This is a genomic window from Mycolicibacterium austroafricanum, assembly GCF_000612725.1.
Classification (GTDB): domain Bacteria; phylum Actinomycetota; class Actinomycetes; order Mycobacteriales; family Mycobacteriaceae; genus Mycobacterium; species Mycobacterium austroafricanum.
The window spans coordinates 79,436-92,125 of record NZ_HG964457.1; the positions used below are offsets into that span (position 1 = coordinate 79,436).

Here is a 12,690-nt window from a genome sequence, read left to right on the forward strand (position 1 = left end):
CTCAACCTCGGGTACCCGAGGCGCATGACCCGTTTCGGCTACACCCTGATGACCGAGCAGAGCGGACCGAAAGACCTTGTCAGCTATGCGGTGTCGGCAGAGCAAGTGGGCTTCGACTTCGAGGTGTCCAGCGACCACTACTTCCCGTGGCTGGCGTCGCAGGGCCACGCCCCGTATGCCTGGTCGGTGCTGGGAGCGGTGGCCCATGCCACCGACCGCGTCGAGTTGATGACGTACGTGACCTGCCCGACCATGCGGTATCACCCGGCGATCGTCGCGCAGAAGGCGGCGACGCTGCAGTTGCTCGCCGACGGCCGCTTCACCCTGGGCCTGGGCAGCGGCGAGAACCTCAACGAGCACGTCGTCGGCAAGGGCTGGCCCACCGTCGCGCGCCGCCACGCCATGCTCAGGGAGGCCATCCAGATCATCCGCGAGCTGCACTCCGGTGACATGGTCGACTGGAAAGGGGAGTACTTCGAGGTCGACTCCGCCCGGCTCTGGGACGTTCCCGAGGTGCCGGTACCCATCGCGGCGGCGGTCTCCGGCGACCGGTCGGTCGAGCAGTTCGCCCTGCTGGCCGACCACCTGATCGCCGTGGAACCTGACAAGGACCTCGTCGACTCCTGGCACGACGCGCGGCGCGCCACCGGACTGCCGGGTGAGGTGCGGGTGATCGGCCAGCTCCCGATCTGCTGGGACACCGACCGCGACGCCGCGATCGACCGCGCCCATGATCAGTTCCGCTGGTTCGCCGGCGGGTGGGCCGTCAACTCCGATCTGCCGACGACCGCGGGGTTCGACGGCGCCACGCAGTTCGTGCGCAAGGACGACGTCGCCGACTCCATCCCGTGCGGACCCGACCTCGACGCCATCGTGGACGCGGTGCGCGAGTACCGGGAGGCCGGGTTCACCGACATCGCACTGATCCAGGTCGGTGGCGACAGCCAGGAAGCATTCCTGAAGGAAGCAGCGGCGCCGCTGCTGGACAAGCTCCGTTCCGCATCTCACTGAGAGGCTCCAGATGACCCGGGGTAAAGGCATTTATGACGACGAAGAGGGTTCGACCGCGTCCAAGTCGGTCGACACCGAGAAGGATCCGGATCACGACACCCCCGACGTCGACAAGGACGCCGACGAACCGACCGCCTAACGGGCGGTGGTCAGATCGCCTCGCCGCTTGGTCTCCAACCGGTACCAGGTCCACCAGAACAGCAGCGCGGCAAAGATCGAACCGGCCGCGGCGAGCCACTGCGCGCTGAGGAACAGCTGCCATTCGGTCGCCGCGTCGATGTCCTGTCGCAGCGACGCGAGCAGCGCCACCGCGCCGAGTGCCGCGCTCACCGCGCCGACGACGGTGACCAACCCGACGAAGACCGTCCGCAGCGTGAAGCGTGCCGCCCCTGGAGAGACGACCGCCCGGATGCGGTCGGTGCGGGCGAGGAACAGCGACGCCGCGCACGCCACCGCGAGAGCGACCGCGTCGGCGGCCAGGGTGTCCGACAACCGGTGCCACTGGGCGATCACCGTATAGGCGCCGATGCCGACCGCCCAGGTGAGCGCGAAGAACATGGCCACCCCGCGGAACCGGTAGGGCATCACGATCAGCGTGGCGAACAGCACCGACATCGCGGCGGTGGTATGTCCGCTGGGCAACGTGTTGGCCAGGTACTCATCGGTCGGTAACAGGTCAGGACGTTGCAGCACAACGTATTTCAGGATCTGGGTGACGGCCTGGCTGCCCAGGATGACCGCCATCGCGGCCATGGCGAGGTTGGCCTGTCTGCGCAGCAGCCCGATGACGCCGACGAGCACGGTCGCCGCGACCAGCGACGTCACCGTGATGGTGTCGAGGAGGCTTCTGGCCGCGAGGAACGCCCGCGGGTCGACCTGGTCGGCGCCGTAGAGCGCGGCGTTCTCGACCGCTTGGCCGGTCGTGGTGCGCACGGCCAGCCAGTAGACCGCGATCAGGAACAGCGTGGCGCAGATCAGGGTCAGTGTCCATCGGCGCCGCGCGGAACGGAGCGCCGGCGTCGTAAAGTCCGGGTGACGTGGATCGGTCTGCACGGGTGCAAGATCCTCTCATGCCGGTCAGCCGACTGCTCGGCTGCGCCGCAGCCGCGCCTCCTCGTGCTGGGTGATGTTCGAGTTGTCCATCACGATCGTCAGCATCACCTCGAAAAACCGGGCCGGGCTGAGTTCATCGGGTACCAGGTCGGTGCGCAGGGTCACGTCCGGCAGCGCCGCGAGCTGGGTGGCCGTGTCGGCCGTCGACTCCCTGTCGACGTCCTCGATGTCGACGTCGAAGAGGTCGAGGACCGCGTCGTCGGGCTCGGGCGGTCCGAGGTCGGGGATCAGTGGTTCGCCAACCCATTCGGGTACGACGAGCGCGCACGCATCGTAGGCGTCCTCCTCCCTGCCCAGTTTGGTGAGCAGGTCGACGATCCAGTCGAACTGCCTGCGCTCCTCGGTGTAGGCGGTCGAGCGCAGGGAGTACATGAAACCCAGCGCCGCCAGCGGGTGGCGCAGCGCCAGGTTCTTGGCGTCGCCGTAGGACTCCTCGACACGGTTGGCGGCGTTCTTGCCGAACGACGAGTCCATCCGCTTGGTCGAGATCAGCAGCTCCGGGCCGGTCTGCCAGGACGACATGATGACGTCGACCTGCTTGAAGTAGTTCTTTCCGGCGATGTTGGCCGAGGCGGCCCCGACCCCTCCGGTGGCCGCGCCCTTGCGCAGCCGAGCCAGCAGTTCGTCGCGGCCGGCGTTCTTCGGGACGGACTTGATGAACGCGAGCACGTCACGGTCGACGACCCGCGGCGCTTCGGCGCGCGGCCACACCGCGTCGGGGTCCAGCCCGGCGCGGCGCAGTTCGTAGGCAACCCACACGTCGAGGGCCAGGGCGGGCACCCCCGACCGGCTCTCGGCGCCCAGCAGCAGCGGCACCGCGAGCAGCTTGCGCAGGGTGGCGTAGTCCGGGGCGAAGGTCCCGTCGGCCTTCCACGGGTTGACCGTCCTGAACGGCGACTGGTCGACGAGAGCGTCGAACAACGGCCATGCCAGTGACTTCGCGCTGGGTTTACTTGCCACCGTGGGCTTTTCCGACTTTTCCTCGGGTGATGCGACGTGCGGTGAGGCCGGCGTGGTCGCGGCGGACCGCGCGCAGCGCGCGCTCGGACAGGGTCGACGTGCCGAGTAGCAGCACCTCGTCGACCAGGGCGACGGCGTCGAGCAGGCGGGCGTCGCGCAGGCAGGTGGCGACCGCGGGGCGGATACGGCGGAGCTGATCGGCGTTGCGGCGCACCAGGTCCGGCGACGGTACCGGGAGAACGTCGGCTTCGCGTGGCTCGATCTTCAGCATCCCACCACCGTAGGCGCGGCCCACCGTCTCGGCGCCAAGCAGGGTCACCGAGTTCAGCGACGCCAGCGGCAACAGGTTCATGCCGTCCTGGCGGAACTCGTCGCGCAGATACACGCCGTGCACCGAATTGAGGTGATGCGTGCGGGCGCGGTTGCTGGTCAGCCGTGGCGTGTCGGCATTCATGTAGGTCAGGAACAGGTCCGCGGGCCGCAGATACGGCACCCGCCACCACGGAGTGCGGACCCGGCATTTGTAGGCGCGGTGCACGTCGAGGTCCTCACCGGAGGCGATGTAGTGCCAACCGGCGGGGGACGGCTCGTCGGCCGGGCGGAACAGGTACGTCGACCGGCCTTCCTCGCCGAGTGCGCGCAGCGCCTTCGGTGTCAGGGCCAGACCGCGCAGATGCCGCGACCCCGGCGGGGACAGCGGGATCAGATCGGACGGCGCCAGCCCCAGCGCATCCACCTTGTCCGGCGAGAGCGTGAAGAAGCGGTTGCTGCCGGTGACCATGCCCAGAGTGGTGTCGCCCCAGGTCTCCAGGAAGGTGAACGCGTCGCCGCGCACCGCCGAGTCGAACGCCGACAGGCCAGCCGCCGACATCAGACCGGCCGACCACTTGGCGCCGTTGCCGGGCGGGCTCCAGCGCCGCGACCCGGTGAGCCGGGCGAGGCCGGCGGCGTCGCGGACCTGGGACAGCCGCATGTGGGTGGCGCCCCGGCCACCGTCGGGCTGGTAGCCGTCGGCCAGCAGGAGCACCACCTCCTCCAGCACGCCGGGGAACACGCGCTCGTCGAACAGCACCAGGCCGACCTGTCCGAAGTGGTCCATCAGGTACTGGCGCACCCCGGCGGCGTAGTTGACGCTCAGCAGTTCGGCGGGCAGCACCAGGCCCAGCCGACCGCCCGGGCGCAGGTGCAGCGCGGAATGCACGGTGAACGCCGCCCACGACGAGGCGAGGTTGGACAGGGCGACGCCCGCGCGCAGCGCCGCCTGCCGGGCCCGGGCGCGGGCCTCCCCGACGAAATCCTGATAGCGGACGTACGGCGGGTTGCCGACGACCGCGTCGTAGCTGCCGAACTCGGCGTGGGAGAAGAAATCCCGCGAATGGATTGTCGCGTCGATGCCCCGCGCCCGCAGGCTGCGCTGGGACTCCTCGGCGGAGTCGGGGTGGATCTCGACCCCGACCAGCGGACCGGTGTGGCCGCCCCGCTGCCCGATCTCGTGCAGGAAAACGGCTTCGCCGCAGGATGGTTCGAGCACGGAGTGCTCGGGGTGGCGCACTGCCCAGTCGGTCAGGAACCGCGCCACCGGCGTCGGGGTGAAGAACGCGCCGCGCGCCTTGCGCAGGTCAGCGTTGTCACCGGGAAGCATGCGCATATCGTGCCGCAGCGCACCGACACCGCACCGCTGACCCGCCGACGCCCGGCCGGGTCAGCAACGCAAGAAGGCCCTGAACCGGGTAACCGGTCAGGGCCTCTCACTGCGAACACACGAGTCGGGGTGGCGGGATTCGAACCCACGACCTCTTCGTCCCGAACGAAGCACGCTACCAAGCTGCGCCACACCCCGCGTGAAGCCACGACAGCGTATCGCACCGGGCACCGAAGAAGCCAAACGCCCAATTGTGACGCGACACACCGAGGGATGGATCGGGACTGTCGGTGGCGTTGTACACACTGACAGACACAGACCGACGAAACGGGGCGAGACATGACCGGATTGGGTGCATCGATCTACCTGGGCTTCTTCGCGCTGGCGGCCCTGTGGCTGTTCCTGACCTCCGACGGTCCGCTCACCCGTCGTTCAGACGATCAGGGCCAGCGTCCGGACCGCTCGAACTCCGACAGCACGCCGGCCGATTCCGCCGGTTCGATGCCGTGGCTGGTCAGCCACTCGTCGCAGAAGTAGGTGTCCGCGTAGCGGTCGCCGCTGTCGGCCAGCAGGGTCACCACGGACCCGCTGCAGCCCTGGGCGGCCATCTCCGCAAGTAACCCGAACGCCCCCCAGATGTTGGTGCCCGTGGACGGCCCGACCCGCCGCCCGAGGACCCGGCTCACGTGGTGCGCGGCGGCCACCGAACCGCTGTCGGGCACCGAGATCATGCGGTCCACCACGCCCGGGATGAACGACGGTTCCACCCGCGGCCGCCCGATGCCCTCGATGCGCGACGACGCAGCGGTCACCACGTCGGGGTCCCCGCTCTGATACGACGGGTAGAACGCGGAGTTCTCCGGATCGACCACACACAGCCGGGTGGGGTGGCGCCGGTACCGCAGATAGCGGCCGATGGTGGCGCTGGTGCCGCCGGTGCCGGCGCCCACCACGATCCACTCCGGCACCGGATGGGTCTCCTGACCCATCTGCTGGAAGATCGACTCGGCGATGTTGTTGTTTCCCCGCCAGTCGGTGGCCCGCTCGGCGTTGGTGAACTGGTCGAGGTAGTGCCCGCCGGTCTCCTCGGCCAGCCGCTGCGCCTCGTCGTACACCTGCGCCGACTCGTCGACGAAATGGCAACGCCCGCCTTGGGATTCGATCAACGCGACCTTCGACGAACTCGTCGACGCCGGCATCACCGCGATGAACGGCAGCCCCAGCATGGCCGCGAAGTACGCTTCCGACACCGCCGTCGACCCCGACGACGCCTCGATCACCGTGGTGTCCTCGCCGATCCACCCGTTGCACAGCGCATAGAGGAACAGCGACCGCGCCAGCCGGTGCTTGAGGCTGCCGGTGATGTGGGTGGTCTCGTCCTTCAGGTACAGCGCGACATCGGCCGACCAGCACGCGGGCAGCGGATAGCGCAGCAGATGCGTGTCAGCGCTGCGGTGCGCGTCGGCCTCGATCAGCCGGACCGCGTTGTCGACCCATGCCCGCGACTGACGACACGGACCCGACGGGCTCACCGCGCCGATACGGTCGGGCTCGAGTGTCCGGCCCGCGATCCCAGATCGGAACCGCCGGTCGGCGCCGCCACCAGCGTCAGCATCGTCGCCTCCGGCCTGCAGCAGAACCGCAGCGGAGCATACGGCGACGTGCCGAGACCCGCCGACACGTGCAACTGCGTGCGCGCACCCCAGCGGGACGGGCCCTTTGCCCGGGACCGGTCCAGGTCGCAGTTGGTGACGATCGCTCCGTAGAACGGCAGGCACAGCTGGCCGCCGTGGGTGTGCCCCGCCATCACCAGCTGGTAGCCGTCGGCGGCGAACCGGTCCAGCACGCGCGGCTCGGGGGAGTGGGTCAAACCCAGCGTCAGGTTGGCCGTCGGGCTCGCCGGCCCTGCGATGGTTTCGTAGCGGTCCCGCTTCAGGTGCGGGTCGTCGACACCGGCCGCCGCGATGTGCAGCCCGGCCACCTCGAACTCGCGGCGGGTGTGCGTCATGTCGAGCCAACCGCGCTCGGTGAACGCCGCGCGCAGGTCCTGCCAGGGCAACGGCTCCCCGTGGATCCGGTGGCCGGGGTTGGTCAGGTAGTTGGCGGGGTTCTTCAGGCGCGGGGCGAAATAGTCGTTGCTGCCGAAGACGAAGACGCCGGGAACCGAAAGCAGATCACCGAGCGCCTGCACCACCGAGGGCACCGCCTTGGGGTGCGCCAGGTTGTCGCCGGTGTTGACCACGAAATCGGGTTGCCAGCGCGCCAGGTCGCGCACCCAGGCCTGCTTACGCCGCTGCGTGGGACGCATGTGCAGGTCGCTGATGTGCAGGACCTTCAGCGGGGAGGACCCCGGGGAGAGCACCGGCATCGTCGCCTCGCGCACGACGAAGGCGTTGCGCTCGATCAGCGACGCGTAGCCGATACCCGCGACGAGCGTGCCCAGGGAAGCGGCAGCGGTGGCCTTGAGTATCGAACCCGGTGAACCAGAAGGCACAGAAGGCATTCTCCCAGCCTATCGCTACTCGCGGGTTGCCACCGAACCTCCGGGCTCAGCCCGGAGGCGGGGGTGGAGGTGGAGGCGGCCCAAGGACCGGCACCGTGATCGGCGGCAGACCCGGGATCTGGATGACGGTCTGACCGATCGGCGGGGGTGGCAGGCCCGGTGGGGCGCCGGGCGGCGGTGGCGGAGGGGCGGGCGGGATGCCGTTGGAGATCTGGATCGTGATGATCGACCCCGGCACCGTCTGACCGGTCGGCGACGTTCCCACCACGGCGCCGTACGGCGCCGTGCTGTTGACCGGGGTGGGCTGGTCGGCGACCTGGAACCCGGCCTCGCGCAGCCGCTGCCGCGCGGTGTCCTGGTTCATGCCCGCGACACTGGGCACCTTCGACCCTGGTGCCCCGTCGACATAGCGCGGATCAGTCGGAGGCAGCGTGACGTCGCCGAACGCGGTGGCGATCGGCGTCATCGCGGTGAACCAGGTGCGGGCCGGCTCGTTACCGCCGAACAGGTTGCCCGAGCCGCACTGCCGAAGCGGAAACGAACACAGCTCCGTCGGCGCCGTCGAGTCGTCGTAGATGTAGCTGGCGGCGGCGTACTGATTGGTGAAGCCCAGAAACGCTGACGAGCGGTTGGACTCGGTGGTGCCGGTCTTGCCCGACATCGGCAGGGACCAGCCAGTCGAGCCCGCTGCACCGGCCGCGGTGCCCGCACCGGTGTCGTCCTTGCTCATGGCGACGGCCAGCGTGTTGGCCAGGCCTTCGGGGACCACCTGCTCGCACGTCTCGGTCGTCACCGACACCGCCTCGCCGTACCGGTCGCGCACCTCGGCGATCGGGTTGGGCGGACACCACATGCCGCCCGACGCCAGCGTCGCCGCCACGTTGGACAGCTCCAGGGCGTTCACCTCGATCGGGCCCAGTGTGAACGATCCGAGGTTCTGCCGCTTCACGAAGTCCGCGAGGCTCTCGTTGCTCTCGGGGTCGTAGTCGCGGGCGGTGCCGGGCAGTGCGTAGGACCGCAACCCCAGCTTCACCGCCATGTCCACGGTGCGCTGCACCCCGACCTGGGCGATCAGCTTCGCGAACGCGGTGTTCGGCGACGTCGCCAGCGCATCGGTGACGTTCATGGTGCCGCGGTAGTTGCCTGCGTTCTGGACACACCACGTCGCGGGCGGGCACCCGCGCGCACCGCCGCTGCCCAGGCCCTTGGCCTCGAAGCGTGACGGCGAGTCGAGCTGGGCGTTGATGCCCATCCCCATCTCCATGGCCGCCGCGGTGGTGAAGATCTTGAACACCGACCCGGCGCCGTTGCCCACCAGTGAGAACGGCTGCGGCTGCATCGTCTCCCCGGCATCCAGGTTCAGGCCGTAGGTGCGGTTGCTGGCCATCGCCAGCACCGGATGGGAGTCCTTACCCGGCCGGATGACGCTCATGACGCTCGCGACGCCGGGCAGATCAGGGCTCGCGAACTCGTTGATCGCGTTCTTCACCGATGCCTGCACGTCCGGTTCCAGCGTGGTCTTGATGAGGTAACCGCCCTTGGCGACCTGATCCTTGCTGATCCCGGCACGGGCCAGGTAGTCCAGCGCGTAATCGCAGAAGAACGCGCGGTCGCCTGCGGCGATGCAGCCCCTCGGCAGTTCCTTGGGTTGCGGCAGGATCCCGAGCGGCTGCTGTTTGGCGGTGCGCAGCTCGTCGGCGTGCTCCGGCAGGTTCTCGATCATGGTGTCGAGCACCACGTTTCGCCGTGCCAGCGCACCGTCGGGGTTGGTGTAGGGGTTCAGCGTGCTCGTCGACTGCACCATGCCGGCCAGCAACGCGGCCTGCTGCCAGTTCAGCTCCGAGGCGTTGACCCCGAAGTAGGTCTGCGCGGCGTCCTGCACACCGAAGGCGTTGTTGCCGAAGGACACCAGGTTCAGATATCGCGTCAGGATCTCCGGTTTGGTGAACGTCTTGTCCAGCGTCAACGCCATCCGGATCTCGCGCAGCTTGCGCGCAGGGGTCGTCTCGATCGCCGCCCGTTTCTCGGCGTCGGTCTGGGCGATCACCAGCAGCTGGTAGTTCTTCACATACTGCTGTTCGATCGTGGATCCGCCGCGGGTGTCGAGGTTGCCCGACAGATATCCCGACAGGCCCGTCAGTGTGCCCTGCCAGTCGACACCGTTGTGATCGGCAAACCTCTTGTCCTCGATCGAGACGATCGCCAGTTTCATCGTGTTGGCGATCTGATCGCTGGGCACCTCGAAGCGCCGCTGGTTGTACAGCCACGCGATGACGTTGCCCTTGGCGTCCGTCATCGTGGACACCTGCGGCACCTCGCCCTCGACCAGCTGGGCCGAGCCGTTGGCGACTACGTCGGAAGCGCGGTTGGACATCAGGCCGAAGCCGCCGACGACCGGGAACATCAGTCCGGCGGCCACCACACTGGCGAGTAGGACGCACCAGGCGAGCTTGATGACCGTGACCGCGCGCGGCGGCGGGCCCGAGGGGTGCTCCGGCATGGGTACAGACTAGCGACGACTTTCCGGCGGCCGTGCCTCGAGCAGGCCGGACGCGGTCATGACAGGCCATGTCAAACGCCGCTGACGAGCGCTTGCGCGAGGAACGGACCGGTTCTGACGAGCGCTTGCGCGAGGAACAGGAGCCCTGAAGCCGGGCACTGTACCCGTCTGACGGCACGGTCGTCCCAAAAAAGTGGTCACGGATGTATTGCGCAAACCAGCCCTGACCACCTAAGTTGAGCTGACAGTGCGATGCAGGTCACACCCAGTACTCGCAGTGTGGCGTAGATCGCACTAGCAATCGACGCATGGGTTAACAGTCGTCTGCGTTGTCGGGGCGCGGCCAGAACGATAGGGGATCGCTGGTGTCATCAATCAAGCCCGCGGCTCGCAAGACCACCGTGGATCCATCTGACCAGTCCATTTTGCACGGCGCCGAGGCAGAAGCCCGTATTGCCTGGGTTTCGCAGGCCCGGTGTCGCCAGACGGATCCCGACGAACTGTTCGTGCGGGGCGCCGCCCAGCGCAAGGCCGCGGTCATCTGCCGCCACTGCCCCGTGATCGCCGAGTGCGGCGCCGATGCGTTGGACAACCGCGTGGAGTTCGGTGTGTGGGGAGGCATGACCGAGCGTCAGCGCCGCGCCCTGCTCAAGCAGCACCCCGAAGTTGTTTCCTGGGCCGACTTCTTTGCCGCGCAGCGCAAACATCGCACTGCCGGCTAAGTCGAGCCGCTACGCGGCGGCCGCCCCGCCGGTGATCTGATCGGCGATCGCGCGCAGCGCGTCGAGGTCGGAAACGTCGAACGGCAGTGACGGCACACCCACGATCGCCACCGTCGGGTTCGCGCCGGTGAAGCGTGACAACAGCCGGATCTCCCGTTTGGCGGTCGACGCACGGTCGGCGTGAATCTTCAACGCCGCCACGGCCACCGAATCCGGGTCGGTCTGCTCCAGTTCCTCGGCCGCTTCCGCCGCCTTCTCCGCGTGCAGGTCACACAGCGTCGGATGGGTGCGGTTGAGGATCAGGCCCGCCAGCGGCATGTGCTCGGTGGAGAGCCGGTCGACGAAGAACGCCGCCTCGCGCAGCGCATCGGGCTCGGCGGCCGAAACCACCACGAACTGCGTGCCGCGCCGCTTGAGCAGCTCATAGGTCCGATCAGCCTTCTCCCGGAACCCGCCGAACGTCGCATCCAGGGACTGGACGAAAGCGGCTGCGTCCGAGAGCATCTGCGACCCGAGGATCGTCGACATCCCTTTCATCGCCAGCCCGACCGCTCCGGTGACCAGCCGCCCGATGCCGCGCCCCGGCGCCAGCAGCATCCGCCACAGCCTGCTGTCCATGAAGCTGCCCAGCCGCTTCGGCGCGTCGAGGAAGTCCAGCGCGTTGCGCGACGGTGGGGTGTCCACCACGATCAGGTCCCACTTGTCTTCTGCCAGAAGCTGTCCCAGCTTCTCCATGGCCATGTACTCCTGCGTGCCGGCAAGCGAGGTGGCCACGGTTTGGTAGAACTGGTTGTCCAGAATGGAATCCGCGCGACCGGGCCCGGAGTACTGGAGCACCATCTCGTCGAACGTGCGACGCATGTCGAGCATCATCGCGTGCAGCTCGCCGGTCACCTCCGGCGCCAGCGGCACCCGCTGCGGCGTATTGCCGAGATCCCGGATTCCCAACGCCTGGGCCAGCCGCTTGGCCGGGTCGATTGTCAGCACCACCACGGTGCGGCCGTACTCGGCGGCGCGCAGCGCCATCGCGGCCGCGGTGGTGGTCTTGCCGACCCCGCCCGCACCGCAGCAGACCACCACCCGGTTGGAGGTGTCCCGCAGGATCGAGGCCATGTCGAGGGTCGGTGGGGTGTGGCTCATCGTGTCTCTTCCGCTCACCGCACGCCCTGGTGGGCGAGCTCTTCGGCCAGTTCGTAGAGGCTCCCGAGGTCGACGCCGTCGGGCAATGTCGGGAGATCCAGCCGCGACACGTCGAGCTCGACGAGCTGCGCGGCGCTCTCATTGCGTGCCGCGATACGGGTGGCGTGCTGGATCGTCTCGGTGAGCAGTCCGGCGAAATCGTCGTCGGACAGCGTGATTCCGGCGGTCGTCAGTCCGGCGCGCATCGCGTCGGCGTCGATGACGCCCTCGGCGGCCTTGGCCAGGTCGTCGGGCGCCAGGTAGGCGGGGATGTTGCGGTTGACGATGACGCTGCCGATCGGCAGGTCCATCTCGCGCAGCTCGTCGATGGCCTCCAGTGTCTCCTGGATCGGCAGCGCCTCCAGCAGCGTGACGAGGTGGATGGCGGTCAGGTCCGAGTGCAGCAGCTTCACCACACCGTCGGCCTGGGAATGCACCGGCCCGCCCTTGGCGAGATCCGAAACCGCCTTGGTGACATCGAGGAACCGTGCGATGCGACCGGTGGGCGGCGAATCGACGACGACCGCGTCATAGACGTGGCCCTTGCCCCGCGGCTGGTCTTTCTCGTTCCGGGTGACGATCTCCTTGATCTTTCCGGTCAGCAGCACGTCCCGCAGGCCCGGCGCGATCGTCGTCGCGAACTCGACGGCACCGATCCGGCGCATCGCCCGCCCGGCCAAACCGAGGTTGTAGAACATGTCCAGGTACTCGAGGAACGCCGCCTCGGTGTCGATCGCCAGCGCGTTGACCTGGCCACCGCCTTCGGCGGTCGCGATCTTGACCTCTTCGTAGGGCAGCGGCGGGACGTCGAAGAGCTGCGCAATGCCTTGGCGCCCTTCGACTTCGACCAGCAGCACCTTGCGGCCACCCGCGGCCAGCGCCAGCGCCAGCGCCGCGGCGATCGTCGACTTGCCGGTGCCGCCTTTGCCGCTGACGAAGTGCAGACGTGCCTTGGTCAGGCGCGAGGGCCAGCCGAGCTGCTTGGTGCCGTCAGGCACGGAAGACGCAGAAGACGTGGTAGCCACCCATGCATGCTAGCCAAGGCGGGTTCGATCACGGA

General features: G+C 68.5%; 11 protein-coding genes and 1 tRNA gene. 3 read left to right on the plus strand and 9 right to left on the minus strand.

The window, feature by feature from the left end:
* Positions 1-24 precede the first annotated feature (24 nt).
* Positions 25-1,011, plus strand: coding sequence for an LLM class F420-dependent oxidoreductase (locus BN976_RS25325; RefSeq protein ID WP_036375161.1), 987 nt, complete (start codon positions 25-27; stop codon positions 1,009-1,011).
* A gap of 10 nt (positions 1,012-1,021) precedes the next feature.
* Complete coding sequence (locus BN976_RS34635; protein ID WP_268748870.1) at positions 1,022-1,150, plus strand: hypothetical protein; 129 nt, start codon at positions 1,022-1,024, stop codon at positions 1,148-1,150.
* Here the strand turns inward: BN976_RS34635 and BN976_RS25330 are convergent.
* From BN976_RS25330 to ponA2, 7 genes are all read right to left on the minus strand, one after another.
* Positions 1,147-2,064, minus strand: coding sequence for a phosphatase PAP2 family protein (locus BN976_RS25330; protein ID WP_036375164.1), 918 nt, complete (start codon positions 2,062-2,064; stop codon positions 1,147-1,149). The two genes, BN976_RS34635 and BN976_RS25330, sit on opposite strands and share 4 nt — an antisense overlap.
* Positions 2,065-2,088: 24 nt before the next feature.
* Complete coding sequence (locus BN976_RS25335) at positions 2,089-3,084, minus strand: hypothetical protein (protein WP_036375167.1); 996 nt, start codon at positions 3,082-3,084, stop codon at positions 2,089-2,091.
* Positions 3,074-4,726, minus strand: coding sequence for an HsdM family class I SAM-dependent methyltransferase (locus BN976_RS25340; RefSeq protein ID WP_036375520.1), 1,653 nt, complete (start codon positions 4,724-4,726; stop codon positions 3,074-3,076). The genes BN976_RS25335 and BN976_RS25340 overlap by 11 nt, the downstream gene beginning before the upstream one ends.
* A gap of 124 nt (positions 4,727-4,850) precedes the next feature.
* A tRNA-Pro gene (locus BN976_RS25345) sits at positions 4,851-4,924 on the minus strand.
* A gap of 242 nt (positions 4,925-5,166) precedes the next feature.
* Positions 5,167-6,258 (minus strand): L-cysteine desulfhydrase Cds1, encoded by a 1,092-nt coding sequence (gene cds1, locus BN976_RS25350; RefSeq protein ID WP_036375171.1) that lies wholly within the window; start codon positions 6,256-6,258, stop codon positions 5,167-5,169.
* On the minus strand, positions 6,255-7,229 hold the full coding sequence (locus BN976_RS25355) for a metallophosphoesterase (RefSeq protein ID WP_036375174.1): 975 nt from the start codon (positions 7,227-7,229) through the stop codon (positions 6,255-6,257). The genes cds1 and BN976_RS25355 overlap by 4 nt, the downstream gene beginning before the upstream one ends.
* Positions 7,230-7,275: 46 nt before the next feature.
* Positions 7,276-9,729, minus strand: a complete 2,454-nt coding sequence (ponA2, locus tag BN976_RS25360) for a transglycosylase/D,D-transpeptidase PonA2 (protein ID WP_036375177.1) — start codon at positions 9,727-9,729, stop codon at positions 7,276-7,278.
* A 365-nt stretch (positions 9,730-10,094) separates the two neighbouring features.
* Here ponA2 and BN976_RS25365 point away from each other — a divergent pair, with 365 nt between their 5' ends.
* A complete protein-coding gene (locus BN976_RS25365) occupies positions 10,095-10,451 on the plus strand; it encodes a WhiB family transcriptional regulator (protein WP_011782566.1) in 357 nt (118 codons plus the stop codon).
* Between the two features lie 9 nt (positions 10,452-10,460).
* Here the strand turns inward: BN976_RS25365 and BN976_RS25370 are convergent, their stop codons facing one another.
* Positions 10,461-11,591 (minus strand): ATPase BagB, encoded by a 1,131-nt coding sequence (locus BN976_RS25370; RefSeq protein ID WP_036375180.1) that lies wholly within the window; start codon positions 11,589-11,591, stop codon positions 10,461-10,463.
* 14 nt (positions 11,592-11,605) lie between these two features.
* A complete protein-coding gene (locus BN976_RS25375; RefSeq protein WP_011782564.1) occupies positions 11,606-12,655 on the minus strand; it encodes an ATPase BagA in 1,050 nt (349 codons plus the stop codon).
* Positions 12,656-12,690 lie beyond the last annotated feature (35 nt).